This window comes from Hymenobacter sp. BT18 (assembly GCF_012273015.1).
Lineage (GTDB): Bacteria > Bacteroidota > Bacteroidia > Cytophagales > Hymenobacteraceae > Hymenobacter > Hymenobacter lutimineralis.
Genome location: NZ_CP050954.1, coordinates 2,934,584 through 2,958,948, shown reverse-complemented (window position 1 = coordinate 2,958,948; position 24,365 = coordinate 2,934,584). Strand labels below are relative to the sequence as shown.

Annotated in this window: 22 protein-coding genes, 1 tRNA gene and 1 pseudogene; 8 read left to right on the top strand and 16 right to left on the bottom strand. The window is 59.4% G+C overall.

Features of this window, described 5'->3' with window-relative positions:
* Positions 1-19: 19 nt before the first annotated feature.
* The 3 genes from HER32_RS12675 to HER32_RS12665 are packed head-to-tail and all read right to left on the bottom strand — an operon-like array spanning position 20 to position 1,584.
* Positions 20-292 (bottom strand): DUF4834 family protein, encoded by a 273-nt coding sequence (locus tag HER32_RS12675; protein WP_168682131.1) that lies wholly within the window; start codon positions 290-292, stop codon positions 20-22.
* Between the two features lie 17 nt (positions 293-309).
* Positions 310-1,071, bottom strand: a complete 762-nt coding sequence (locus HER32_RS12670; RefSeq protein WP_168682130.1) for an FkbM family methyltransferase — start codon at positions 1,069-1,071, stop codon at positions 310-312.
* Positions 1,072-1,113: 42 nt separating this feature from the next.
* A complete protein-coding gene (locus HER32_RS12665; RefSeq protein WP_168682129.1) occupies positions 1,114-1,584 on the bottom strand; it encodes a hypothetical protein in 471 nt (156 codons plus the stop codon).
* A 157-nt stretch (positions 1,585-1,741) separates the two neighbouring features.
* Between HER32_RS12665 and HER32_RS12660 the strand changes: the two genes are divergently transcribed.
* Positions 1,742-1,814, top strand: a tRNA-Thr gene (locus HER32_RS12660).
* Positions 1,815-1,896: 82 nt separating this feature from the next.
* On the opposite strand, the gene HER32_RS12655 is transcribed toward HER32_RS12660, so the two are convergent.
* Together HER32_RS12655 and HER32_RS12650 are read right to left on the bottom strand one after the other, a co-directional pair.
* Positions 1,897-2,574: a hypothetical protein gene (locus HER32_RS12655; RefSeq protein WP_168682128.1), complete on the bottom strand. Its 678-nt coding sequence runs from the start codon at positions 2,572-2,574 to the stop codon at positions 1,897-1,899.
* Between the two features lie 256 nt (positions 2,575-2,830).
* The gene (locus HER32_RS12650; RefSeq protein WP_168682127.1) at positions 2,831-3,193 is read right to left on the bottom strand and encodes a hypothetical protein; all 363 of its coding nucleotides are present in this window, start codon (positions 3,191-3,193) and stop codon (positions 2,831-2,833) included.
* Positions 3,194-3,508: 315 nt separating this feature from the next.
* On the opposite strand from HER32_RS12650, the gene HER32_RS12645 reads away from it, so the two are divergent.
* On the top strand, positions 3,509-4,117 hold the full coding sequence (locus tag HER32_RS12645; RefSeq protein WP_149069745.1) for a C40 family peptidase: 609 nt from the start codon (positions 3,509-3,511) through the stop codon (positions 4,115-4,117).
* Between the two features lie 157 nt (positions 4,118-4,274).
* Positions 4,275-4,628: pseudogene (locus tag HER32_RS20320) on the top strand (YkvA family protein); the annotation flags it as partial.
* 394 nt (positions 4,629-5,022) lie between these two features.
* Here HER32_RS20320 and HER32_RS12635 read toward each other — a convergent pair.
* From HER32_RS12635 to HER32_RS12615, 5 genes are all read right to left on the bottom strand, one after another.
* Positions 5,023-5,295, bottom strand: coding sequence for an acyl carrier protein (locus HER32_RS12635; RefSeq protein ID WP_149069746.1), 273 nt, complete (start codon positions 5,293-5,295; stop codon positions 5,023-5,025).
* Positions 5,296-5,332: 37 nt separating this feature from the next.
* The gene (locus HER32_RS12630) at positions 5,333-8,809 is read right to left on the bottom strand and encodes an efflux RND transporter permease subunit (protein WP_168682126.1); all 3,477 of its coding nucleotides are present in this window, start codon (positions 8,807-8,809) and stop codon (positions 5,333-5,335) included.
* 33 nt (positions 8,810-8,842) lie between these two features.
* Complete coding sequence (locus HER32_RS12625) at positions 8,843-9,973, bottom strand: efflux RND transporter periplasmic adaptor subunit (RefSeq protein WP_168682125.1); 1,131 nt, start codon at positions 9,971-9,973, stop codon at positions 8,843-8,845.
* Between the two features lie 61 nt (positions 9,974-10,034).
* The gene (locus HER32_RS12620) at positions 10,035-11,669 is read right to left on the bottom strand and encodes a TolC family protein (protein ID WP_149069749.1); all 1,635 of its coding nucleotides are present in this window, start codon (positions 11,667-11,669) and stop codon (positions 10,035-10,037) included.
* 35 nt (positions 11,670-11,704) lie between these two features.
* Complete coding sequence (locus HER32_RS12615) at positions 11,705-12,319, bottom strand: TetR/AcrR family transcriptional regulator (protein ID WP_149069750.1); 615 nt, start codon at positions 12,317-12,319, stop codon at positions 11,705-11,707.
* Positions 12,320-12,559: 240 nt separating this feature from the next.
* Between HER32_RS12615 and ispF the strand changes: the two genes are divergently transcribed.
* The 3 genes from ispF to HER32_RS12600 all read left to right on the top strand — a co-directional run bounded on the left by ispF (position 12,560) and on the right by HER32_RS12600 (position 16,787).
* The gene (gene ispF, locus HER32_RS12610) at positions 12,560-13,039 is read left to right on the top strand and encodes a 2-C-methyl-D-erythritol 2,4-cyclodiphosphate synthase (RefSeq protein ID WP_149069751.1); all 480 of its coding nucleotides are present in this window, start codon (positions 12,560-12,562) and stop codon (positions 13,037-13,039) included.
* Between the two features lie 244 nt (positions 13,040-13,283).
* Complete coding sequence (locus tag HER32_RS12605; protein ID WP_168682124.1) at positions 13,284-14,969, top strand: M28 family peptidase; 1,686 nt, start codon at positions 13,284-13,286, stop codon at positions 14,967-14,969.
* A 156-nt stretch (positions 14,970-15,125) separates the two neighbouring features.
* Positions 15,126-16,787 carry a M28 family peptidase gene (locus HER32_RS12600; protein WP_168682123.1) on the top strand — a complete coding sequence of 554 codons (1,662 nt, stop codon included), beginning with the start codon at positions 15,126-15,128 and terminating at the stop codon, positions 16,785-16,787.
* A 9-nt stretch (positions 16,788-16,796) separates the two neighbouring features.
* On the opposite strand, the gene HER32_RS12595 is transcribed toward HER32_RS12600, so the two are convergent.
* Positions 16,797-17,183, bottom strand: coding sequence for a hypothetical protein (locus HER32_RS12595; RefSeq protein WP_149069754.1), 387 nt, complete (start codon positions 17,181-17,183; stop codon positions 16,797-16,799).
* Between the two features lie 46 nt (positions 17,184-17,229).
* Here HER32_RS12595 and HER32_RS12590 point away from each other — a divergent pair, with 46 nt between their 5' ends.
* Positions 17,230-18,609 carry a LutB/LldF family L-lactate oxidation iron-sulfur protein gene (locus HER32_RS12590; protein ID WP_168682122.1) on the top strand — a complete coding sequence of 460 codons (1,380 nt, stop codon included), beginning with the start codon at positions 17,230-17,232 and terminating at the stop codon, positions 18,607-18,609.
* 39 nt (positions 18,610-18,648) lie between these two features.
* Here HER32_RS12590 and HER32_RS12585 read toward each other — a convergent pair whose 3' ends face one another.
* A complete protein-coding gene (locus HER32_RS12585; RefSeq protein WP_168682121.1) occupies positions 18,649-19,392 on the bottom strand; it encodes a hypothetical protein in 744 nt (247 codons plus the stop codon).
* A gap of 120 nt (positions 19,393-19,512) precedes the next feature.
* On the opposite strand from HER32_RS12585, the gene HER32_RS12580 reads away from it, so the two are divergent.
* On the top strand, positions 19,513-20,562 hold the full coding sequence (locus tag HER32_RS12580; RefSeq protein WP_168682120.1) for a YbjN domain-containing protein: 1,050 nt from the start codon (positions 19,513-19,515) through the stop codon (positions 20,560-20,562).
* Positions 20,563-20,582: 20 nt separating this feature from the next.
* On the opposite strand, the gene sdaAA is transcribed toward HER32_RS12580, so the two are convergent.
* The 4 genes from sdaAA to HER32_RS12560 all read right to left on the bottom strand — a co-directional run bounded on the left by sdaAA (position 20,583) and on the right by HER32_RS12560 (position 24,329).
* A complete protein-coding gene (gene sdaAA / locus HER32_RS12575) occupies positions 20,583-21,488 on the bottom strand; it encodes an L-serine ammonia-lyase, iron-sulfur-dependent, subunit alpha (protein WP_168682119.1) in 906 nt (301 codons plus the stop codon).
* A gap of 215 nt (positions 21,489-21,703) precedes the next feature.
* On the bottom strand, positions 21,704-22,918 hold the full coding sequence (locus HER32_RS12570) for a T9SS type A sorting domain-containing protein (protein WP_168682118.1): 1,215 nt from the start codon (positions 22,916-22,918) through the stop codon (positions 21,704-21,706).
* 101 nt (positions 22,919-23,019) lie between these two features.
* Entirely contained in the window at positions 23,020-23,478 is a 459-nt protein-coding gene (msrB, locus tag HER32_RS12565) for a peptide-methionine (R)-S-oxide reductase MsrB (RefSeq protein ID WP_168682117.1), read from the bottom strand.
* 65 nt (positions 23,479-23,543) lie between these two features.
* Positions 23,544-24,329, bottom strand: a complete 786-nt coding sequence (locus HER32_RS12560) for a M949_RS01915 family surface polysaccharide biosynthesis protein (protein ID WP_410503899.1) — start codon at positions 24,327-24,329, stop codon at positions 23,544-23,546.
* Positions 24,330-24,365: the final 36 nt, after the last annotated feature.

The following is a 24,365-nucleotide window of genomic DNA, read 5'->3' as shown; positions in this document are numbered from 1 at the left end:
GGCCACAAGCCGGTGGACGCTATTTCACTTCCTCAAACTCTACGTATTCTCCTCCTTTGAAGCCCTGGGGTTTGCGCGGCTGCTTAGGCGGCACGTAGTCAACATGGACGCCGCCAGTTGAAGGCCCTGGGGCGGTTGGCGGCTGCTCAAAGGGCACTTCTGTTCCAAATTGCTGGCCGAAGTTCTTCATCTGTTTTCTGACTACCCGCCCCAGCAGCATGCGCAGGAGCACTGGCAGCACAAACCGCACGAACAGAAAAACAAACAGCAGAATAAGCAGGAACTTCGGCATCTCTCAGGGCAGCTAGGCTAGCCAATTGGCGTGGTAGGTTGAAAGTAAAAATCAGCCGTGGCGGCGCTTTCGAGCTGCGCAGGTAGGCAGGGCTCCAGTTCCAAACGAGCTGATAACACAAATGGTTTGTAGCCTAGCTCGCTTAGCAGCGTCACTACCTGGCGGCGGTTTTCGAGACCGTTCAGCTCCGTCTGGATAAGGGGGCGGTGGCGGCGTAGCGTGGCCTGCATGTGCCGGAACACCTCGTACTCGAACCCTTCTACGTCGCACTTCACAAAATCCAGGCGCGTCAGGTCGGCCAGCAGCTGGTCGGGGTTGCGCATGGGCACTTCGTAGGTGCGCACATAATGCTCCTGCGGGTTGCTGGCGGCTATCTTCGTCATGCCGTGGTGCAGCAGTCCGTCCCGCTCCGGAGTGCCCATCTGCACCGTGGTATTCTCGCCCCCCAATGCGTAGGGCAGTAGCATCAGGTTATCGTAGCCGCTCAGCCGCACATTATCGCGCCAGATGGCCTGAAACGCCGGAATGGGCTCCACGGCCAGCACCTGGCCCGCCGGCCCAGTTAGCTTAGAGAGCATCACGGAGTAGTAGCCGAGGTTGGCGCCAATATCCAGGCACACGTCCCCGGGCTTTACAATCCGACGCAGGAAAAACAGCTCCGGGTATTTGGCTTTGCCCCAGCCAGCCCCCACCAGGCGTAGGTACACGCGGCTCACCAGCCGGATGTACGTCTCGAAGCCTAGGGTGCGCACCAGCAGTTTGCGGAGGTCTTTCATCATAACAGTCGCAAAGATGCCGGAAAGCCGCGAATTGCTGCTTAGTTAGCGGCGGTTAGCCTTAGACTGCCACGCCGAAGCTGTAGCGGCGGCTACCAGCCCGCCTACCAGGTACCAGGCTACCGTCATAGCCTTAGTTTGGGGAGTACGGTTGCTGGGTCCATTTCCGAGGCCTAACGGCCCTGGCAAAGTCACGCCCCCAATGCCCGCCGCCAGCCCTAGCGCAGCGCCACGCCACCATACGCCCCGGCCACTGCCCACCAGGCTATAGTATAAGCCGTTGCTCAGGATGTCGCCGGCCAGCGTGAGGCCATAGGCAGTGGAAGCGTCGGGTTGAGGGGCATCCGCTGCCCGTAGAATTTTGCGCAGGCCCCGCTCGCCAATGATGTCCATGCGGGGCGCATCCGTCGGCCGCACGCGCCGCACGGTTTCATGAATCAGGGTCACGACAACGGCACCGGCAAATCCGCTGGCCAAAGCGCGTAAAACGGAGTTCGGGGAAGACGATTTTTTCATTAGAAAAGCAGAAAACGATGGACGAATCAGACCTGATTTAGCCGGTGTAAAGCTGTACACCCTGAGCTAGACCGAAAAAATTGCCAAGTAGCTTGCGCGGTTTCCGCGCCGCTCTTTATCTTTGCAGCCCTTGAAAGCCACTCGGGCTTCGGGAAATGCCTGTTTAGCTCAGTTGGTAGAGCAGCTCATTCGTAATGAGCAGGTCGTTGGTTCGAGTCCAATAACAGGCTCACAAACAAAAGCCCCCGCATTCGTTAGTACGATGCGGGGGCTTTTCTCTTGCTAGTAGTTTGCCAGCAAACTACTAGCAGCCTAGCTGTCGATGTTTACGTGGCCAAGGGAGCCGCGGTCAGAACGACGAGCATCCTGGTCACGGTCGAAGGAAGACGAAGAAGCCGTTGAGGCTGAAGAAGGCATCGTGCGCTTGTTCCACTCCGAGGAACGCTGCGAAGACTCTACGCGGGGAATGTTGCCCGAGCGGTAGTCGTTGCGGCGGGCTTTGGCGGTGCTCCACTCATTGTCGCTGGTTTTCTGCGAAGAGCGCGAAGCCAGGTAGCCGAGGCCGCCCAACAGCAAGGCGCCACCCACGACTTTCTGCGTGGTAGTGAGCTTATTGAATTGCTCCGTAGCCTTGGTACCCAGATCTTTCACGGACTGGGGCAGCTGATTCATGGTTTCGCGCCAGTCGGTTTGGCTGATCCAGGACTGTACTCCCGATTTGCCTTGGGTGAAACGCTCCTCTACGCTGCTCAGCAAATCTCCTGCATTCATCGAAGCAGACGACTCGGTGTTGGCAGCATTGGTGCTCCGGGTGCTGCTGGTCTGAGCTTTAGACGATACATCCTTCTGGGCACCCTCGCGCTGCGTAGCGCCGCTAGTGCTGTTATCCGAAGCCGAAGCTTGCTGGGCAAACGAGGAAGGAGTAGAAGACTGAGCGTTTTTATTGGAATTCGAATTACTCGAAGAGGGTTGATTTTGCTTATTTTCCATGACGAGGAAGGGTGGTTAGATAGAACAATAACGCTGCTGCCGGCTAGGCAGCTTCTGGCTACTATTCGTAAGTTTGCCTTCCTAGGTTACAAAAAGAACAGGGTTTTATACACTCATTCTCTGCTACATCACCTGCTAATGGCCGTTTGTAAGAAAGCCGGCGGCGGCGCTTAATCATGCATCCGTGGCCGCACCCTGTCACCACGGCAAAAGTAGCCTCGTGCTTACCCGATCAGTTAGGGTATGAGCAACAGGATCAGGCCGCGCCAGCGCCGCGATGCATCTTTGCAGGATCTGGCAATGGCAGCCCGTTGGCGTAAAGGTGGGCTTCGTCGCGGCCGGCCTGCCGGGCTTCCGCCTCGAAGCGGTTGGCGTAGTAGCCCACCCGCATCGATTCGAGCAGGTAACGGCCCAGGAAGCCGAAGTAGCCGTGCTGTTGGTACTGCCGGATGTGGCACATCTCGTGCGCTACCCAATAAGGGTCACGCAGAAAATCCTGGCGCTTCACGCCGCTCAGATGAATAGTATTGCCCAGAACCATGGCCACGCTGGACGACTTTAGCACCAAACGGGCAATACGTGCAAAGAGGGAGTTTTCAACGATGCGGGGACTAGGCATAAGGCTCGGCAGAACGGCCGGAATATACGGGCCTCCTCAGTGGCTGGTTGCAAGGAGGGTCATAAATATTTGAAAATAATATAGCACTAAATGAAGTATTTAACGCCATTACCCGGTCTTCGTTTGGATAGCTTGACTTTTTGAGGTTAGCTTTACTCAACGGGACAGGAATAATCTTTATTGATTTGGTCTGATTCCGCTGGTCTTCACTCTCTTTTTTGGCTGCTGCAGCTCTGAGTATCGAGTAACACGAAGTACGCTAAGGTTCCTGGTTGGAGCTGACCCTTAAATTGATTCTGCCACCTACGACGGACAATGAAAAACAGAATTCTGTATTGCCTCGCCGCTGCCTCCCTGGCTCTATCTTTCTTCTTCGAGCAAGCCCCTGCTCCAACTGCCCTTGGCTCGCCTGTGGCAGCGGAAGCTTCCCTCCTCCCCGATTTTCTCAGCACTGACCCTGTTGAAGGCCCCAGCACCCGGGCTTCCTACCGCGACTCTATCCAGTATAGCCAGTACGCGCAGGCGCTGGGCGTAAAGCTGGAATACACCGAGAACAAAGATCTGCTCCGCACTGTAACAGACTGGCTCGGTACTCCCTACCACTACGGCAGCAACTCCAAGCGCGGCACCGACTGCTCCGGCTTTGTAACCCGCGTGTTCAAAGAAGTATACGGCATCACCCTGCAGCGTAGCTCCCGCTCCATGTTCGAGAACGTGCAGCGCGTTGCCAAAGACGCCATGCAGCCCGGCGACCTGGTATTCTTCCGCCGCGGCCCCGGCCAACCTATTTACCACGTAGGTATCTACCTCACCAACGGCAAGTTTGCCCACTCTGCTACCAACGGTGGCGTTATGGTAAGCTCCCTGCACCAAGCCTACTACCAGCGCAACTTCTACGCCGCTGGGCGGGTAGCGCACAACTAGGTATCAGCACGTTTTGTAGTGGCACAGCCCCGGTCGAATTTCGGCTGGGGCTGTTGCTTTTCCGGCAGCCAACTATTTTCGCGTACCGCAGTATAGTACCCGGGCGGCCCTACCGCTTCCCAACCATTCCTCATTCTCTTCCTTACTCCGCATCATCATGGCAAACCAAGCTCCCAACGGTGAACAGGTTAGTTCTTCGCCTTTCTTTAAGCGCGCTATGCACTCGGCCGAAGAGTACGTACGCAAACCCCTGCGCATCAAGCAGCTGCTGAACGATGCGTATCAGAAAGCCAGTGAAAAGAATGACGTAGGCACCATTGCCCATGAAGCCTGGGAAAGCCTGCAGCGTCTGTTCCGCCTGATACGCGCCTCCGTTTCGGGTGAGTATACGGGCCTGCCCACGCCGACTATTGTGGCTGCCGTAGCAGTCATCATCTACTTCCTCAGCCCCATTGACCTGATTCCGGACTTTATCCCGGTGCTGGGCCTGCTCGACGACGTAGCCCTGGTGGCGTGGTTTACGTCTACCCTCACCGATGAGATGGATAAGTTTGAAGCCTGGGAAAGCAGCCGCGCGGTAGTGGTAGAAAGCCATGCAAGCGTAACGGGCGAAACGCCCAAAGAGCGGGCTCAAGCCACGGCTTCTACCTTCGAACCCAGCTCTGAATCGGCCAAGAAAGCCGGCACCACGGATTTTCCCGCTACGCCTCCGGTGCCCAGCGCAGAAGCCGCTACCCCAGCCACCGATGTAGCGGCCAACACCACCGATAGCAGCCGGGTCCCCAACCACGACTCGCAGATGCCTTCCGGTGACACCGGCGGGAACGTCCGCTAAGCCCGTAGTCTTAGGCACAAAAAAGCCGCCCGGAACTTAGGTTTCGGGCGGCTTTTCCATTGTGGCTGAGCTAAGCAGCTACTTGGGCCTGAGGCGTGTGCGAGGCTACGTAGTCCACAAAATCTCCTACGGTGCTTAGGGGCACCTCGTCCGGGATGGTGATGTGGAAGTTTCGCTCCAGCTCCAGGATGATGTCTACCACATCAACGGTATCGAAGCCGAGTTCCCGGCTCAGATTACTGGAAACACGCAGGCGGGAAGCACGGATGTGCTTGCGCTTGCTGATGATACGCAACACCTGCTGCGTGATGGCCGGAGGGGCCAGAGTCGTCGAGGCAATCATGGGGGATACGACGTTCAGGTAAGGGGAAGGAAAAGAATTAGTGTTCGGCGAAAACCGGCGGGGTGGCCGCTTGTATCTCCTCAGCATCGGCCACGGGTTCCGCCGTCTTGTTCAGACGCAGCTTCAGGCTCTCACTGAGCAGGTACATAACCGGGACTACTACCAGCGTGATAATGGTTGCAAACGTGAGCCCGAAAATGATGGTCCAGGCCAGCGGGCCCCAGAACACCACCGACTCGCCGCCGATGAAGAAGTGCGCGTTGCCGGAAGCGAAGAGCTCGTAGAAATCGATGTTTAAGCCAATAGCCAGCGGAATCAGCCCCAGCGTGGCGGCCGTGGCCGTCAGGATTACTGGGTTGAGGCGGGTGCGGCCGGCCAGCACAATGGCTTCGCGTAGGGGCATTCCCTGGGCCCGCAGAATGTCGGTGAATTCGACCAGCAGAATTCCGTTTTTCACCACGATACCGGCCAGGGCAATGATGCCCACACCCGTCATCACAATGGAAATGTTCATGCCCGTAATGGCCAGGCCCCAGAACACCCCCGCAATGGAGAACAGCACCTCCGAGAGGATGATAACCGGCTTGCTGAACGAGTTGAACTGCGTGACCAGAATCAGGAAGATGAGGGCCAGGGCCCCGAGGCCGGCCATGGGCAGGAAGTCGGTGGTTTCCTTTTGGTCTTCCTCGGCACCACCCATTTTCAGCGTATAGCCGGCCGGCGTGGGGAAAGCCTTTAGCGCCGTGCGGATGTTGGCTACCACGTCGGGGCCGGTATAGCCATTGAGTACGTTCGAGGAGATGGTGATAACGCGCTTGGTGTCTTTGCGCCGGATACCGCCGTAGGTAGAGCCGTAGGTCACTTCGGCCACCGAGGAAATGGGTACCTGCCGCACCTGCCCGGTAGCGTCGCGGAACGTGAGCGGGGCGTTGATGATGGCGCCCACGTCGTTGCGGTAGGGCTTAGCGTAGCGTACCTGCACGGGGTACTCATCGTCGGAGGTTTTGAATTTGCTGGCCTCCGAGCCGTAAATGGCCGTGCGCACTTCCAAACCAATCTGGCCGGTGCTGATGCCTTCCCGGTTGGCGCGGGTACGGTCGATGTTCACGGCAATTTCGGGGTTGCGGTCCTCCAGGTTGGAGCGCAGAGCCTCCACGCCGCCAATGTTGAGCGAATCGACGTAGCGGGTTACTTTCTTGCTGAGCTTGGCCAGCGTAGGATAGTCGTCGCCAATCACCTCAATGGCAATAGGCTTCTGCTGGGGCGGGCCGCTGGCTTCCTGGTCCACCGAAATCTCGGCGCCCGGAATGCCTTTCACTACCTCGCGGATTTTATCCATGTACGTGCCGGTGGCGGGGCCTGTCCGGTCGCTAAGCTCCTTGAAGGCGACGGCCACTTTGCCCATGTTCGACATAGCCGTGCCGCTCGACGACGAGGCGTCGCTGGGGTCGCCGGCACCGATGGCTACGTTGGTAATCACCGACTCTACGTCGGGATTCTGGCGGCCGATGACGCCGTAGATGCGGTTCTCCAGCACTTTGGTAATGGAGTCGGTAATCTCAACGCGGGTACCCACCGGCATTTTCAGGTAGGTATAGATGAATTTAGGGTCGCCCTTGGGAAAGAAGTCTACTTTCGGCCCGCGCATTCCAATGGCTACAAAGGAGCCAAAGAACAGCACCACTACGCCAATCATCACCAGAGCCGGGTGGCCAATAGCCCAGCGTACGAGGCTGGCGTAGCCATTCTGGAACTTGGGCAAAGCGCGCGTCTGGAACCAGGCAATCATCTTCACCAGCACAAACTTATCGAGCAGGATGAAGCCGGCCAGGGCCAGGCAGATGTTGCCTACGAAGTGCCCAATCAGGCCGCTGGTTTCGCCGTCGGGGCCTACTTCAGGCGTAGCGCCCAAAGCCAGCACGTTGAACAGGATGCCCAGCAGCACCAGCACGCCTACGGCAATTTTGAGGCCTTTGCTCAGCTTAGGCTTGCTGTGCAGGTCTTCCTCGAAGTGCTCCTCGCGCTCCATAAAGCTCACGGCAAACACCGGGTTCATGATGAAGGCCACCACCAGGGACGACATCAAGGTGATGATGAGCGTGACGGGCAGGTAGTACATGAACGAGCCCACAATGCCGGGCCAGAACATCAGCGGCACGAAGGGCGCCACGGTGGTGAGCGTACCGGCCAGCACGGGCACGAATACCTCGCCGGCGGCGAATTTGGCGGCCTTTTCGGTGGTCAGCTCGGGGTGCTCGTGCAGGAGGCGGTGGGTGTTTTCAATTACCACGATGGCGTCGTCCACCACAATGCCCAGGGCCAGCAGGAAGGCGAAGAGCACAATCATGTTCAGCGAGAAGTCGAAGCCCGGGATGATGAGGAAGGCCAGGAACATCGAAATCGGCACCGACAGGCCCACGAACATGGCGTTGGTGGTGCCCATGAAGAACAGCAGAATGGCCGTTACGAGCAGGAAGCCGATAACGATGGTGTTAATCAGGTCGTGCAGCGTTACGCGGGTGTCGTTGGAGGTATCCCCGGTGATAGTCACCTTCAGGTCGCGGGGCAGCGTTTTCTCCGCATCCTTCACCAGTGCCTTGATTTTGTCGGACGCGTCAATCAGGTTTTCCCCCTGGCGCTTCACCACGTTCAGCGTAATGGCGGGCTTGCCATCGAGGCGGGCGTAGGACTCCCGGTCCTTGAAGCCATCCGTCACGGTAGCAATGTCGCCGAGGCGCACGGCGGCCCCGTTCAGGTTCTTCACCTGGATGTCGGCAATGTCTTCGGCGCGCACGTACTGGCCGGCCACGCGCACGGCCCGCTTCTGGGAACCCACGTCGATGGAGCCCCCGGAAATGGTCACGTTTTCGCGGGCAATGGCATTGCTGATGTCGGAGAAGCCCAGGCGCGAGGCCCGCAGCTTGTTCAGGTCCACGTCCACGTTCACCTGCTGGTCGAGGGCGCCTACGATGTCCACGCGGGTAATTTCGGGCAGGGCCTCAATCTTATCCTGGAAGTCGTCGGCGTACTTCTTGAGCTGCACGGCGGGTAGGTTGCCGCTCAGGTTCACGAACATGATGGGCTGCTCGGAGATGTTGATTTCCTTTACCGTGGGCGGCGAGGGCAAATCATTGGGCAGCTCGGGTGCGGCCTTGTCCACGGCGTCCTTCACCAGCTGCTTGGCGTACTGCACGTCCACGCCCGAGTTGAACTCGATGTCGACGATGCAGTAGTCCTGGTTGGAAGTGGAGTTGATTTTCTTCACCCCGTTCACGCTTTTCAGCTCTTTTTCAAGCTGGCGCGTCACCAGGTTTTCAATATCGGCCGGCGAGGTGCCGGGGTAAATGGTGGCCACGATGATGCGCGGAATCACGATGTCGGGGAATTTCTCTTTGCCCAGCTTGATGTAGGCAAAAATCCCCGCCAGGCACAGCAGCACCGTGATAATGTAAATGCTGGTTTTGTTATTAATGGACCAACTGGTCGGCCCAAACTCTTTCTCTAAATCCTGCATGGCTTCGGGAGTTGACGTTGGGGGTGGCGCTGATTACAGCGTCACCAATTGACCTTCGTTCAGGGTTTGGTAGCCGGCGGAAATCACCTGATCATTGGGCTTCAGCCCGCTGGTTACTTCTACCTTGCCGTTGTAGGTCTGGCCGGTCTGGATAACGCGCTTGGCGGCTACTTTCTTGCCGTCCTTCTGCTCCACTACCAGCACGTAGCTGTTTTGCTCGTCTTTCTGCACCAGGTCTACGGGCAGCACGGTAGCATTACTCTGGGCATAATTCTGAATGCGCACGGTAGCTACCATGTTAGGGCGCAGCAGGGAGGCTTTGCTGCTGGTGGGACGCAGCTCCACCGCAAACGTGCGGCTGGTGGGGTTGATGGTGCGGCTCACCGTCCGAACTGTGGACGTCATTTCCTCGTCGCCCAGGTCGGGGATGCGCACCAGGGCCTGGTCGCCGGCTTTGATGCGGTTGGCGTAGGCCTCCGATACGTCGGCCACGATTTTGCCGCCCGCGCCGCTTACCAGGCGCACCACCGGCACGCCGGGGTTGCCCATTTCGCCTATTTTGGCGGGCACATCATCTACCACCCCGCTGAAGGGGGCTACCACGTTGTACATGGCGCGCTGGCGCTGCTGGGTAGCCAGGCTGCGCTGCAGGGCTTCGTAGTTGTTCTTAGCCTGCAGGTACTGAATCTCGGTGCCGATCTGCTGTTTCCAGAGGCGGTCCTGCTTTTCGTACACGGTGCGGGCCAGGTCCAGGCGGGTGCGCAGCTCGGCAATGCCCGATTCCAGCACGGCCGCATCCTGGGTAGCAATAAGCTGCCCTTTGCTTACCCGGTCGCCGCGCTGCACGCGGATATTGGTAATCACGGCCGGCACGCGGGGCGACACGTTGGCATTCTGGTCGAAATCAACGCGACCCTGTACTTCCAGGTAGCTTTTAAAGCTTTCGGGCTTTACGTCGATTACGGACACGGGTACTGACTGATCGGCGGCAGCAGGCGTGCCGGTTTTGGCTTCCAGCTCGGCAATTTTAGCCTGGTTGGCGGCTTGTTCTTTTTTAAGCTTGGCGAGTTCGGCGGCGGGGTCCTGCTTGCCACCGCAGGCCGCAGTAAGTAAGCTGATAGCTATTAGCTGATAGCTGAGGGCTTTCGTTAGCGAAGAGTTCATAGTGAGTCGGAGAAAGAATGTCTGGGAAGAAGCCAACAGCCACCGGCTATCAGCTAACAGCTTATTTGGTTTTCTGGTACAGTTCGCCGGTGGCTTTGTCGCGGTCTACTTTGGCCACCAGCACATCGTAGAGGGCGGCGTAGTAGTTGGTCTGGGCCGTGCGCAGCTCGGTTTCGGCCGTCACCACTTCCAGGTTCGAGCCCACGCCCTCCTGGAACTTGATGCGCGAGACGCGGGCCACATCGGCGGCCAGGTCCAGGTTGGCCTTCTGGTTGTCGAGCACGTCCAGGGCGTTGGTGAGCGTAGCCCGGCTTTGGGCATCCTGCAAGTCAATGCTCTGGCGCAGGGTTTCAAAGCCTTTCTCAATGGTCTGCTGCTGAATGCGCGCCTGCTGCACCTGGTAGCTGCGGCGGAAGCCGTCGAACACTGGCACCGACAAGGTCACGCCCACGTTGCCGAAGCCAAACCAGTTCTGGTTGGCAAAGCCGCCGCCATTGCGCGAATCGGGCCCGCGGAAGGCGAACAGGTCGCGGGCTGTAGGTCCGGCCCCGTTGAAGCCGTAGGCCCCCGTCAGGATCAGGCGTGGGTAGGCACTCACGCGGCGGTTGCGCAAATCGAGGCCGGCCAAGGCCTGCTGGGTTTCCAGGGTGCTGAACTCAATGCGGTTGCCGTAGTTGAAAGCGGCGCCGGCGGCCGTCGTCAGGCCATTGTTGAGGGCATCCTGCCGGTCCTGGCGGGCCTGCTCTGCGGCATTGGGCTGGCCCGGCGTGGTAGCGGGGGCCGTAGGTACGCCCGCTGCCCCGCCACCCTGGGCAAAGTCGGCGGTGCCCAGGCGCTGGCGCAGGGCATTGGCATCTACCAGGGCCGTGCTCAACGAATCGGTAAGCTCTACGGACTGCTGCTGGGGCAGGCCCATCTGAAACTTGAGCAACGCCACGCTAAGCTCCGTAAGGCGCTGGGCTTTCTGCTGCTCCACCACCAGGTTGTTGCGCTGCACGCGCAGGCGGTCCACGTCAAGCTTCTCTACGAAGCCTTCTTTAAAGGTCTGGTTGGTCTGGTACAGCAGCGTATCGAGGCGGCGCACGTTGCGGGCCAGGAGCTGCAGCCGCTCGCGGGCTACCAAGGTGCTGTAGTAGGCTTTACTTACTTGCTCTACCACGTCAATTTCGGCCTGCTGGGTCTGCTTTTTAGACAGGTCCTGGTACACCTTAGCCGCCTTCAGCCCCAGGAAATAGGAGCCATCGAACAGCAGCTGCGACACCGACACGTTAGCTGAGCCCTGCCACTGCTGGCCGAACACGAACGGCTGGGGCGGCAGGTTCAACTGCTGGGTTTCCAGCACTACCCGCTCTCCGGTTTCAGCCTTATTCAGGCTTTCGGAGGTCAGCACTGTTTGCGACAGCGGAAAAGATACTAGGGCTTTCTGCTGCTTGAAGTTGTCGGCCACGTTCAGGCCTCCGTTCACCTGGGGCAGGCCCGCCGAGCGGATTTCGCCCACTTTGGCTTCAGCCGTGCGCTCGGCCAGGCGTGTGGCCAGCAGCGTGGGCTTGTTCTTGATAGCGTAGTCGATAGACTGCTGCAGGCTCAGGGGCATCGGGGTGCCGGAAACGGCGGTGGGGGCCTGTGCCAGCAGCTTGTGCAGACTTAGAAAACCCAGCACCGCAAGCAACAGCACGGCGCGCAAAGCGTTTTTCATAGGGTAATTGGTAAAGAAAGAAGCGCGGAAAACGATTATTCTGCTTCCGTCACCTGACGGTATTCATTAATTAAGCGGTGGCCTTTCAGGGTGGATATGCCCATCAGAAAGTGTTCTATCATAGCCGAGTTCACGCGCTGCAGGGTAAACTGCTTGGGCGGGAAAACCACGTTGTTGAACATCAGCTCGATTTCGGCCAAGTGCAGGCGGGAAAGAACGTCCACGTCCAGGTCGGGGCGGTACAGGCCTTCGGCCATGCCCTGACGGATGTTGGCCGCTACTTTGGCCAGGATGAAGGTGTTTTTGTGCTCATCAAACAGGGCCCAGGCCTGGGGGTAGTATTTCTGCAGCTCGTGAAAGATGCTGGGGTGAATGTTGGCCAGCATTTCCCGGTGCCACTGAATCAGGTTGAACATGGCTTCCAGGGCGTTGGAACCTTGGGCAAAAGCGGCTTCGCAGTCTACCTCCTCACGGTTGAGGTGCTGCTGCATCACGGCCAGCACGATTTGGTCTTTGTTCTCGAACCACTTGTACAGGGTTTTCTTCGACATTCCCAGGCGGGTGGCAATGTCATCCATCGACACGCTGCGGATGCCATTGCGCATAAACAGCTCCACTGCCCCAACTAAAATCCGGTCTTTGATTTCCATGACGGGGCAAAGGTACATTGGAAACTTTAAACGGATTCAAAGTTTCCATTAATTTTTTTCTATTCTTTTTCCGCTTCTCGCTGCTGTCGTTTTTCCTGACGCAAAGCCGGGGCTTTTACTTTAACCCTCCGGCATTTTTCCCGGTTTTTATTTGCCCGGGGCCGCCATCCGGGAAGCTTGGCCGCAAAAAAGGCGGGGCCGTTGTACCTTGGGCTCCCAACTTTCTGTTCGTTTCTGCTTATGAAAATCCGCACTGGCTTTGGCTACGACGTCCACCAGCTCCGCGAGGGGCTGCCTTTCTGGCTGGGCGGCATTCAGGTGCCGCATACCCACGGGGCCCTGGGCCATTCTGATGCCGATGTCCTGATTCACGTTATCTGCGACGCCCTGCTGGGGGCCGCCAATCTGCGCGACATCGGCTTTCACTTTCCCGACACCGACCCCCAGTACAAAGGCATCGACTCTAAGCGCCTGCTGGCGGAAGTGGTCCGGCTGCTGACCGAACGGGGCTACACCATTTCCAACATCGACTCCACTATCTGCCTGGAAGCACCCAAAGTGAACCCGCACATTCCCGAGATGCAGCGGGTGCTGGCCGAGGTGATGCAGATTCCGACCGAAGACATTAGCATTAAAGCCACCACCACCGAAAAGCTGGGCTTCGTGGGCCGGCGCGAAGGGGTAGCCGCCTACGCCTCGGTGCTGATTGTGCAGGGCTAAAATTTGCTGCGCTTCGCTAATGTAGTTTGAATGCGGAAAATGTGCTCAGGTGAGGAATGTGTCATGGCGAGCGAAGCGAAGCCATCCGTCTTGGACAACGCCTGCACGTGCTTTTCCCACTCAGCCCTTGTGCGCATCAGCACATTCAAACCACATTCCCACATTAGCGAAGCGCAACACATTACCCTTATGCAACCATTGCTGCAAAATTCCATCTAACAAAAAACGCCTCACCCCCTCTCCTATGAAACTACCCTTCCTGGGCGCGCTGCTACTGGCGGGTGCCTGTACCACGGCCGCCGTGGCTCAGCAGCCGGAAACCAAGCGCAAAATCAAGGTCAAGCACAAGCCCAAAACCGAGCAGCCCGCCACCACCGAGCCCGCAGCGGCTCCCGCTCCCGCCCCGGTGGCCACCGACTGGGCCCGCCAGTATGGCCAAACCATCACGCAGGCCGACTTGCGCCAACACCTGACGGTACTGGCCTCGGATGCCTACGAAGGCCGCGAAACCGGGGAGAAAGGCCAGAAAATGGCCGCCGAGTACATCAGCAACCGCTTCAAGGAGCTGGGTCTCACGGGGCCCGTGCAGGGCTCCGATAATCCTTACCTGCAGCACTTCACCATGCTGCGCTCTTCCTGGAAGGATGGCGCCACCCTGAAAGTGGGCAGCCAGAGCTTTGCCTGGCTTCAGGATTTCTACGGCTATGGTTCCTCCCCCTTCCAGCAGGCCACGGTAGTGCAGCCGGTGTTTGCGGGCTACGGCATCGAGCAGGACGGCTACTCCGACTACGCTGCCCTAGGCGACGTGAAAGGCAAGGACCTGATCATCCTCATCGGGGAACCCATGAAGGATGGGAAGCCGCTGCTGGGCAAAGACGGCCAGCCCAGCAAGTGGGGCATGGATTACCGGGGTAAAGCTACGGTAGCCACGCAGAAAGGTGCCCGGAGCGTGTTCTTCGTGAGCTTCAACCCCAACGACAACTTTCAGAAAACGGCGGCCCGCTTTGGGCCCTACCTGAAAAAGCCCACCATCACCTTCGCCGACAAGCCCTCGGAGCGGGTCGCCACCTTCTTCGTGTCGCCGGCTGTGGGCTATAAGCTGCTGGGTACGACGGCGGCCAACCTGACTAAGTACACCGATGCCACCGCGGCAGCCGGCAAGCCCCAGAAATCCACGTTCAAGCCGACGAAGTTTACCATCACGGCGCCTAAAGACCAGCAGCCTTTCACCACCGAAAACGTACTGGGCTTCCTGGAAGGCACCGATAAGAAAGACGAAATCCTGGTGGTTTCGGCCCACTTCGACCACATCGGCATCATAGATGGCGAGGTGCACAATGGCGCCGACGATGACGGCTCGGGCACAGTCTCGGTGCTGGAGCTGGCCGAGGCCTTCACCAAGGCCAAAGCCGAGGGCCACGGTCCGCGCCGCAGCATCCTGTTCCTGACGGTGACGGGCGAAGAGAAAGGCCTGCTGGGCTCGGAGTACTACACCGACCACCCCGTCTTCCCCCTGGCTCAGACGGTGACGGACCTGAACATCGACATGGTGGGCCGCACGGATAAAGGCCACGAGGGCAAGGGCGACTACGTGTACGTTATCGGCTCTGATAAGCTTTCCTCGGAGCTGCACGCGGCCCTGGAAAACGCCAACAAGCAGTACACGCAAATCGACCTGGACTTCCAGTTCAACGACCCCCAGGACCCGAACCGCTTCTACTACCGCTCCGACCACTACAACTTCGCCAAGCACAAAATCCCGGTGGCCTTCTTCTTCAACGGGGTGCACGACGACTACCACGGTCCCAAGGACGAGGTAGACAAGATTGAGTTTCCGAAGATGGAAAAGCGCGCCCAGCTGGTGTACTACCTGGCTTGGGACATTGCCAACCGCGACAACCGCCCCGTGGTGGACTCCAACAAGCCGTAGTTTAAACCGCGGCTTCGCTTAGCCCGCTGTTTCTGTCAAAAGCCCCTGGCTCCTTCCCGGATGCCCGGGGCTTTTTTTCTGCGGGCCTGGCCGCTGGTAAGCTAGCTTTAGGGCTTGGCCGCAGCAGGTGTGGCCATTTCTGCCGTTCTTGCCTGTATGAACTCCCTGCACCGTTACGCCCTACTGCTGGCATTGGCCGGCGCCACCGCTCAGCCGGCGCTGGCCCAGAGCAAAATCAAGGTAAAGCACAAACCCAAAGCCAGCCAGCCGGCCGCACCCGCGCCCGCCCCGGTGGCCACCGACTGGGCGCTTCAGTACGCTCAAAGCATCACCCAGGAAGATTTGCGCCGCCACTTGACGGTGCTGGCCTCGGATGCCTACGAGGGCCGCGAAACCGGGGAGAAAGGCCAGAAAATGGCCGCCGAGTACATCAGCAACCGCTTCAAGGAGCTGGGCCTCACGGGGCCGGTCCAAGGTTTTGAAAACACCTACCTGCAGCCGTTCACGTTGGAGCGTACCCGCTGGAAAGATGCCCCCACGCTCACCATTGGCAAGCAGCCCTTTGTGTGGAAGCGCGACTTCTACGCCACCGGCACTTCGTCCTTCTCGCAGGAAACCACGGTACAGCCGGTGTTTGCGGGTTACGGCATCGAGCAGGACGGCTACTCCGACTACGCGGCTCTGGGCGACGTGCAGGGCAAGGACCTCATCATCCTCGTCGGGGAGCCGATGAAGGATGGAAAGTCGGGGCTCCCGGCCGTAGCCGCCCCAGGCAAGGCGTTTGTGCCGAACACGCGCAGCAAGGTGCTGCTGGCCACACAGAAAGGCGCCCGCAGCGTGTTCTTCGTGAACCCCGACACGGCCGCTTACCGCAAAACGCTGGGCATGGTGCGGCCTTACGTAGACCAGGCTCGCATGAATATGCTGGGCAAGGCGGAGACCCCGCGCGCGGGCTACTTCTTCGTGTCGCCGGTCCTGGGCGCGGCCCTGCTGCGCACTACCGCTGAGAAGCTGCGTGAGTATCAGGAAAGCACCGCCACGGCCAAGCAGCCGGTAAAGTCGCCCTTCAAACCGGCGCCCTTCGCCATTAAGGCCGCGCGCCAACAAGAAACCTTTGCTACCGAAAACGTGCTGGGCTTCCTGGAAGGCACCGATAAGAAAGACGAAATCCTGGTAATATCTTCCCACTACGACCACCTGGGCATCAAAAACGGGGTAGTCTTTAACGGGGCCGACGATGATGGCTCGGGCACAGTCTCGGTGCTGGAGCTGGCCGAGGCTTTTACTAAAGCCAAAGCCGAGGGCCACGGCCCGCGCCGCAGCATCCTGTTCCTGACCGTGACGGGCGAAGAGGAAGGCTTATTTGGCTCGGAGTACTACACCGACCACCCCATTTTCCCGCTGGAGCAAACCATTGCCGACCTGAACATCGACATGGTGGGCCGCACCGATAAGGAACACGAAGGCAAGCCCAACTACGTGGCCCTGGTGGGCTCCGACAAGCTTTCCTCGGAGCTGCACGCCATCAACGAAGCCGCCAACCAGAAGTACACCAAGCTCGATTTCGACTACCACTTCAACGACCCTAATGACCCCGAGCGGGTGTACTACCGCTCCGACCACTACAACTTCGCCAAGCACAAAATCCCGGTTATCTTCTACACCACCGGCGACCACGCCGACTACCACCAGCCCACCGACGATGTGGAGAAGATTGAGTTTGACAAACTCCAGACCCGGGCCCAGCTGGTATTTTACACGGCCTGGGAACTGGCCAACCGGGACAACCGGATTGTGGTCGATTCCAACAAGCCGTAGGCTGGCGGGTTATAGCAGCAAGGCTTGCTGGGCTTCGGCTGACAGATGGAGGCCTCGCTGTACGCAAAACTGCAGAAACGCCCGCCGGATAGGTGCCGAGGATGGAATAAACGAGTAGCTCGTGTGTTTTGGACTGGTGAAGAACAACACTACCCGTTCCTGGCGCAGGAGTCCGGCGGGCCGGTAACCCACCTCCCGCAGGGCCGCGTAGGGGTAGCTACTCACGGATAGTACCTTAAGCTCCACCTGCTCGGGGTAGAGCGTGAGGCGGGCGCTGAGGCTGTTGCGGGAGTAGCCGGGCAGAAACCCCCAGGTGCGGAAGCTGCCCTCAATTTCGTCGACGGGCAGCGAAAAACCTTCGGGCGGCAGAGGGTCAGGAATGTGAGAGAAGGCCAAACCGAAGGATGTTCAACAAGACAACGCGGCACACGCCACCAGAAACATGCTTACCAAACCTAGTCAATTTCAGCGGGACAGCGAGGCCAAAGCCTTTGACCTGGAGCATCGGCGCAAGATTCGCTTCAACATCGGCAAGTACAACGCGGCCGTGCAAACCGGCCTCGACTGGTACCGCGACCATGAGCTGGCGCGGGAACGGGCTTCCTATCTGAAGGCCAAGGCCATCAACCACCTCGATGACTACCTGCTGGAGTTTGAGCGCAACTTCACGGCCCGGGGCGGCCGCGTCATCTGGGCGCAGAATGCGGAGGAGGCCCTGCTGGAAATCGGCAAGATCATGGCCCGCAAGCACGCGCGCACGGTGGTGAAGGCCAAAAGCATGACTACCGAGGAAATTCACCTGAATTCGTTTCTGGAGAAGAACGGCATCGAGTCCATCGAAACGGACCTGGGTGAGTACATCGTGCAGCTGAACGGGGAGCGGCCCTACCACATCGTCACGCCGGCCATGCACCTGAGCAAGCAGGACATTGCCAACATCTTCGTGAAGCACCTGGGCATCCAGCCCACCGACGATGCCCAGGAGCTGGTGCTCACGGCCCGCCGCCTGCTGCGCCAGAAGTACACCACGGCGGAGGTCGGCATCACAGGCGGCAACTTCCTGATTGCGGACGTGGGCGGCGTGGCCGTGACGGAAAACGAGGGCAACGCCCGCCTTTCGGCCACCTTCCCCAAAACGCACATTGCCATTGTAGGCATCGAGAAGGTAATACCGCGCCTGCAGGACCTGGATTTGTTCTGGCCTTTGCTGAGCACCAGTGGCACCGGGCAGCAGCTCACCGTCTACAACACCGTGTACACGGGTCCGCGCCAGCCTTTGGAAAAGGATGGCCCCGAGGAAATGTACGTGGTGCTGCTCGACAATGGGCGCACCAACCTGCTGGAGCAGCCCGACAAGCGCGAGGCCCTGCACTGTATCCGCTGCGGGGCCTGCCTGAACGTATGCCCCGTGTACAAGAACATTGGCGGCCACACCTACGAAACCACGTACTCCGGGCCCATCGGCTCGGTGATTTCGCCCCACCTGGCGGGCATGGAGGAAAACAAGCACCTGAGCTTTGCTTCCTCGCTGTGCGGAGCCTGCACTTCGGTGTGCCCCGTAAAAATCAACCTGCACAACCTGCTGCTCAAAAACCGCCAGCAGGCCGTCAGTCAGGGCTTTACTGACAAGGAAGAGCGTCGCGCCGTGGGCTTCTGGCTGTATGGCATGAAGCACCGCTGGGCCTGGGATGCGGCGCCTGCGGCTGGCAAAAACTGGGTACTCAGCCGCCTGCTGGGTGAAGTAGGCTGGAGCAAGCGCCGCGACGCCCTGCAGATAGCGCCGAAGTCGTTTCGCCAGCTCTGGAAACAGCGCAAGAAATAAGGCATGTGGCCCGCACACTGGTTGTGCGGGCCACATGCCTTACCGATGGTGCATGAGCAGGGCCGTTACGGCGGCTACTACCGGGCCTTTGGTTTCGGGAGACAGGGCCGGGCTCAGCCACACCCGCCCGCGCCCCAGCAGCTCTACGGCCGCCACTACGGAGCCATTGGCGCGCACAAACTCGTAGCCCAGGGGCGAACCGGTTGGCAGCTGCATGGGCTGGCCGTCGCGCCGCATCAGGTGCGTAACGGGCCGCACCGTCAGCACCGAATCGCCACTGCTGAGCGTGCCGGCCGGGGGCTGTAGCTCCCGGCCCAGACCCAGGTGATTTTCCACCACCAGCTGCCACCCCGGCTGATTCGGGGCGAAAATATACGTCCTGAACACTTCGTCGCTGCGCAGGGTGACGTCGGTGCGGGAGTTTGCCCCGGTCTGTATACCCAGGTCGTTGTCACGCAGCAGATAAGCACTCTGGGCTTCCCAGGTAGTGCCACCTACGGGCTGCAGCACAAAGGATGACTTCTGCCGGACGCGGGTTAGATCGGCACTTATTGGCTGGCCCACCGAGTGCGTAGCCGTGCTGCGCCAGCCTTTGTGCACGGCAGCAGTGCTGAATTCACCGAACTGATAACTGTAGGTAAAGCCTTGCTTACCGGTGACCGGCAAAGGACTGGTAGCCGTTAGCTCCGTGGGCACTTGCATGGACACCCGGCCGACGGAACAGCCCGCTGATAGTACCGACGCACCCAGAATTGAAACAAGAGCAGGAGTAAAGAATTTCATACTATAAATTGGTTAGGTAAAAGAATGGGCGCGCGGCGAAAACCATACCAGCTTCTACCTCAACTGTGGGAAACGCGTCACGTACACTCAGCCCATACGCTGGCCTTCCCTGACCATTTGATGCCCTCCTGGACTTTCTTGCTGCATGTGCTGGCCTTTGTGGGCGGGGCCTTGCTGGTGCTCAGTACGCTGCTGGCCGCCATTCGCTCTTTTGTGCTGCCCCGCAATGAGTCGGTGCTTATTACCAATTGGGTGTTCCGCAGCATCCGCTTCCTGTTTAGCCGCCTGGCCCGCCTCAAGAAAACCTACGGCAGCCGCGACCGGGTAATGGCTTTGTATGCTCCCGTAGCCCTGGTAACACTGCCGGCGGTGTGGCTGGTGATGGTGGGGCTAGGCTACACCGCCATCTTTTGGGCGCTGGGTGAGGGAGATTTTGACCGTTGTTTTCGTATCAGCAACAGCTCCCTGTTTACCCTGGGCTCTGAGGAGCCCAGCAAAGGGTTTCTGCCCAACGCCGTGTCGTACTCCGAAGCCGGGCTCGGGCTGCTGCTGGTTACGCTGCTGATTTCCTACCTGCCCACGATGTACCAGGCTTTTTCCCGGCGGGAGCTGGTGGTGGCCCGCCTGGAGCTGCGGGCGGGCGCTCCGGCCTCCGCCGTAACGCTGCTAGAGTGGCTGCACCGCGCCGGCGCCCTGCAGCACGACGGGGTGAAGTGGGAAGAATGGGAGTCCTGGTTTGTGGAAATCGAGGAAAGCCATACTTCCCTGGGCATCCTGGCCTTCTTCCGGTCCCCTCAGCCGGGGCGCTCCTGGGTTATGGCTGCCGATATCATCCTGGATGCAGCGGCCCTGCTGCTGAGCACGGTGGCTGCTCCCCGCAACCCGCACGGCGAAATCTGCTTTAAAGCCGGATGCATCAGCATCAACCGCGTGTACCGGTACTTTGAGGGCGCCCATGCCAATCCCGAAGCCCTGCCCAAGGCCCGCATCGAAGAGCCCTCTGGGGAAAGTTTCCGGGAAGCCTACGCGCAGTTGCGGGCGCAGGGAATTCCCCTGGAGGAAGACGTAGAAGCCTGCTGGCACCAGTACCAGGAGTTGCGCAGCCGCTACCAGCCCGCCATTGCCTACCTGGGCCAGCTCACCATGACGCCGGAAATCAAGGCCTTTTAGCGCCTTGGCTCGGGCCGGCCTCAGGTAGTTTCTTCGTCGGGCAAAATCTGCACGTCCTGCACCAGCACCATTTTCTCGATTTCGCGCCCCCGGGTAGTATTGGCAAGGCCGCCCAGCGCGGTTTCCTTGTAGCGGGTTTCCATGCTCTGCCCTACCTCGCCCAGCGCGGCCACGCACTGATCTACGGGAATCACCGGGTCGACGCCGGCAATGGCAATCTGGGCGGAGCTGAAGGCTATGGCTGCCGCGGAGGCGTTGCGCACCACGCAAGGTACCTCCACTAGTCCGGCTACCGGGTCGCACACCAAGCCCAGCATGCACTGAATGGTAATGGCTACGGCGGAAAACGTCTGCTCGACGGTTCCGCCCAGGCAGTACACTATAGCGCCGGCCCCCATAGCCGCCGCCGAGCCCGTTTCGGCCTGGCAGCCACCTACGGCCCCGGCAAGGGAAGCATTTTGCTCGATGATGAGGGCAATACCCGCCGCCACCAGCAAACCTTCCAGGATTTTTTGGTCTTCCAGCTTATGCAGGTCCTGCAGCGTAACGAGCACACCGGGCAGGATGCCGGAGGCCCCGGCCGTAGGAGCGGCCACTACCCGGCCCATGCACGAATTCACTTCCTTGGCGCCCAGGGCCCGAATGATAAGACTTTTGAACTCGGGTGACAGCACCGTCACGGGGGAAGCCGCAATCTTCTTCGCGCCGTTGTTGATCATGCCCGAGCGGGAGGTCATGTCGCCGGTGAGGCCCGTGTGCACGGCGTCGCGCATCACGTCGTAGGCGCGCTGCAGGCCAGGCCAGATCTGGTCTTCGGTGCGGCCCTTTTGTTCTATCTCGTAGGCCAGCACGGGCTGGTACAGCGGCTCCCCGGTACTGGCGCAATGGGCTTGCCAGGAAGCAAAATCGGTGAAAAGTAGGGACATGGGGTGGGTGGGGTAATTTTTGTTGGCGGTTGCTGGTGGTCAGTAACGGCTCCTGCCTAAAGCAAGAACTGTCAACTACCTCCGTCTTACGAACAACAATTGGTGGATGGGGTGCGAAAATCGGTAGAAATTCTGGTCTGTGCCCTGAAAACAAAGCCGCCACCGACCTAGGGCCAGTGGCGGCTTGTTTTCCTATTTAAAGTTGTGGTGCGAGCTTATTGTACCACCAATTTTGTCTGGACTACCTCGTCGTTGATGCTGAGGCGCACGACGTACAGGCCTGGTTGCAGCGTAGCAGGGACCAGCAATGATTGGCGGCCAATACCCTGCTGCTGAGGTGAAGCTAAGCGCACCACCTCCCGCCCAACTCCATCAAACACCTGAGCAGCTACCGTGGCCGGAGAAGCCAGTGTGTATTGTACCTGGGCTGCTCCATGGGCGGGATTAGGCGCTACCGTCAACTGAAACTGCCGGGCCTGGGCTGCCTGGTTAGCTGTCACCAACTGGCCCGTTATCAACACCCGCCGCGCATTTACAAATGCGGTGCCCGACCAAGCCTGCTCGGTATAGCTGGCTGGGTTGCCCTTGCCGTCGTAGGCATACACCGTTTGCTGCACCGACACCCAAGTAGCGGCCTTTTTCTCTTCCGTAAGAATTTTAGTGACGCGGTCGGCCGCATCATAGGAAAACGTAAACCGATACATGACTTCGTACATGTTATTCACGGGGCGGCTGAGCTGCTGCTGGGCTAGCTTGCCCGTGGCCGTATAGGTGTTGTCGTAGCGCTGCAGCTTTACCCAGGCATTGTTTTCAAGTTTCTGTTGCTCGTGCTGCGTTTGCTGCTTGCTGGCGTTGTAGCTATACAGCGACCGGGCTACGTTCAGATACTTCTCCGTGCCGTAATCGTAGCTCTGTTCTACCTGCTGCGTGGCCAGGCCGTTGGTATAGCTGATCTGGGCGCGGCTAACGGGCACCCACTTGGTGGTGCCGATATTGAGAGCGGAAGTAACCCGCTCCGTAAGCTGCCGGGCGCTATTGAAGCTTTGCGCAATGGCCAGGTAGGCAAAGGCTTTGGGGTTGCCGGGCTGGTAGGTGAAGAACGTATCGGTTTTCATCTGCCCGTCGGGAGTGTAGCGCAAGTGGCTGTACAAAGACGGCTTCCAGGCATTCCCATCCCAGGCATCTACCACGGAAAGCTGTGGCTGGTTGGGACCGGCAAATTTCTGCAGCACTGTGCGGGTTTTATTTTTCCAGTCAGTCAGCGCATAGGTCTGCTCCAGCAGCTGTGTTGGCTGAAACACTGTAGCGGCAGTGGCCCGCGCAGCACTGGCAATGGGGTCAGGTAAAAGGGGTTCCGGCTGGACTTGTGCGTATAGCGCCACTCCTGGCAATAAGGCAGTAGCAAATAAGGCGAGTAGCTGTTTCTTCATACAAAGTGATAAGAACAAAAAAGGCTTGCCTAACCCCACGGTCAGACAAGCCCAAAGTACTTGATTTTGGCGGGTTTCCCCTCCGGCTGTGCGTAAAAGCGTCAGGCGGCCTGTGGCTCGCTCACCAGCTTGATGCTGGCCGAGTTGATGCATAAGCGCAGCCCCGAAGGCGGCGGGCCGTCGGGGAATACGTGGCCCTGGTGGGCGTCGCAGGCATTGCAGAGCACTTCTACGCGCGTCATGCCGTAGCTGGTGTCTTTCTTGTACCGCAAGGCGTTGTCTTTTACGGGCTGAGTGAAGCTGGGCCACCCCGTGCCCGACTCGAACTTGGTGCGCGAGTCGTAGAGCGGGGTGCCGCAGCACACGCAGGCGTAGAGGCCCGCCTCGTGGGCTTCGCAGTATTCGCCCGTGAAGGCCCGCTCGGTGCCGTGCTCCCGCGTGACGTGGTACTGCTGGGGCGTGAGCAGCTGGCGCCACTCCTCGTTGGTTTTTTCTACGCGCTTATCGGGGGCCGGGCTGCCGTGGTTGGCGAGCCGGATAACATCGTTCCAGGTTTGCATAGTGGCGAAAAGTAAAGTCAGCAATTCAACTACGGTGCAAACGCCGGGGCCGCGTCAGAAGTTTTCTACAGTTGCCCCATTTCCTGCTCTACTACCCACCGCCGCCAGTGCTGGCGGGCAAAGCGCAAAAAGGCGGACGGCGCTTGCCGAAACTCTTTTTCGGTTTCGTAGCGCCCCGTGAGCAGCTCGTACTCTTCTTCCAGCCGGGCCGCGCTGATGGTGTCGAGGCAGCAGGCATCAGCTGGTATGCGTTGGGCGGCGGGCACCGAGTCGTACTGCACTACGGTGTGGCCACGCAGGGCGTACTTGTCTGATCCTTCCCGCATAATCAGCTTCAGATCTGCCGGGCTCACGTCGCTGCGGCACACCAGTTTGTAGACCAGTGTGGTTTCCGTCCGGCCATCGGCATCCAGGTCGGTAACGGCCACTGCGCCGGGCACCGGGCCCAGCCACATATCGAAGGCGCACCGCTCCACGCCATCCTGCAAGTGCCACAGCTCTTTCCACTTTCCGGCCCGCTGCACATACTGCCGGGCGTAGAGGCTTACTGATTGCACGTCGTTTGGGTCGTCGGGGCCAGCGGGCAGCGTTTGCACGGCGGAGCGGCTTATCAGCAGCAGGTTTGGGCCGTTGGCGTCCGTCCACTGCGTCATTTCCAGCACTTTGCCCGGCTGACGTGGCACCCCAGCCGGCAGCTGGCGAAGCGGTAGGCTCTTAACGGTTGTGGAATTGAATCCTGCGGAATCAACTGTGGCTGCCGCCGGAGGGGCTGCTTTCGTTTCGGCGGGGGAATGCGGTTCGGAGCAGGCCGCCACAAAGAGCAGAGATGCTAACCAGAAAGCAGGGCGCATAGTGTATCGGTCAAAGCCGGTTTCAACCATCATAGT

What these genes read in the sequence shown, in the direction of transcription:
- HER32_RS12620 (WP_149069749.1), bottom strand. Translation starts at nt 11,669, where the DNA reads ATGAAAAACGCTTTGCGCGCCGTGCTGTTGCTTGCGGTGCTGGGTTTT.
- HER32_RS12670 (WP_168682130.1), bottom strand. Translation starts at nt 1,071, where the DNA reads ATGATGAAAGACCTCCGCAAACTGCTGGTGCGCACCCTAGGCTTCGAG.
- HER32_RS12645 (WP_149069745.1), top strand. Translation starts at nt 3,509, where the DNA reads ATGAAAAACAGAATTCTGTATTGCCTCGCCGCTGCCTCCCTGGCTCTA.
- HER32_RS12590 (WP_168682122.1), top strand. Translation starts at nt 17,230, where the DNA reads ATGCTTACCAAACCTAGTCAATTTCAGCGGGACAGCGAGGCCAAAGCC.
- HER32_RS12570 (WP_168682118.1), bottom strand. Translation starts at nt 22,918, where the DNA reads ATGAAGAAACAGCTACTCGCCTTATTTGCTACTGCCTTATTGCCAGGA.
- HER32_RS12580 (WP_168682120.1), top strand. Translation starts at nt 19,513, where the DNA reads ATGCCCTCCTGGACTTTCTTGCTGCATGTGCTGGCCTTTGTGGGCGGG.
- HER32_RS12600 (WP_168682123.1), top strand. Translation starts at nt 15,126, where the DNA reads ATGAACTCCCTGCACCGTTACGCCCTACTGCTGGCATTGGCCGGCGCC.
- HER32_RS12625 (WP_168682125.1), bottom strand. Translation starts at nt 9,973, where the DNA reads ATGAACTCTTCGCTAACGAAAGCCCTCAGCTATCAGCTAATAGCTATC.
- HER32_RS12560 (WP_410503899.1), bottom strand. Translation starts at nt 24,329, where the DNA reads ATGCGCCCTGCTTTCTGGTTAGCATCTCTGCTCTTTGTGGCGGCCTGC.
- msrB (WP_168682117.1), bottom strand. Translation starts at nt 23,478, where the DNA reads ATGCAAACCTGGAACGATGTTATCCGGCTCGCCAACCACGGCAGCCCG.
- HER32_RS12615 (WP_149069750.1), bottom strand. Translation starts at nt 12,319, where the DNA reads ATGGAAATCAAAGACCGGATTTTAGTTGGGGCAGTGGAGCTGTTTATG.
- HER32_RS12675 (WP_168682131.1), bottom strand. Translation starts at nt 292, where the DNA reads ATGCCGAAGTTCCTGCTTATTCTGCTGTTTGTTTTTCTGTTCGTGCGG.
- HER32_RS12665 (WP_168682129.1), bottom strand. Translation starts at nt 1,584, where the DNA reads ATGAAAAAATCGTCTTCCCCGAACTCCGTTTTACGCGCTTTGGCCAGC.
- sdaAA (WP_168682119.1), bottom strand. Translation starts at nt 21,488, where the DNA reads ATGTCCCTACTTTTCACCGATTTTGCTTCCTGGCAAGCCCATTGCGCC.
- HER32_RS12585 (WP_168682121.1), bottom strand. Translation starts at nt 19,392, where the DNA reads ATGAAATTCTTTACTCCTGCTCTTGTTTCAATTCTGGGTGCGTCGGTA.
- HER32_RS12635 (WP_149069746.1), bottom strand. Translation starts at nt 5,295, where the DNA reads ATGATTGCCTCGACGACTCTGGCCCCTCCGGCCATCACGCAGCAGGTG.
- HER32_RS12605 (WP_168682124.1), top strand. Translation starts at nt 13,284, where the DNA reads ATGAAACTACCCTTCCTGGGCGCGCTGCTACTGGCGGGTGCCTGTACC.
- HER32_RS12650 (WP_168682127.1), bottom strand. Translation starts at nt 3,193, where the DNA reads ATGCCTAGTCCCCGCATCGTTGAAAACTCCCTCTTTGCACGTATTGCC.
- HER32_RS12655 (WP_168682128.1), bottom strand. Translation starts at nt 2,574, where the DNA reads ATGGAAAATAAGCAAAATCAACCCTCTTCGAGTAATTCGAATTCCAAT.
- ispF (WP_149069751.1), top strand. Translation starts at nt 12,560, where the DNA reads ATGAAAATCCGCACTGGCTTTGGCTACGACGTCCACCAGCTCCGCGAG.
- HER32_RS12630 (WP_168682126.1), bottom strand. Translation starts at nt 8,809, where the DNA reads ATGCAGGATTTAGAGAAAGAGTTTGGGCCGACCAGTTGGTCCATTAAT.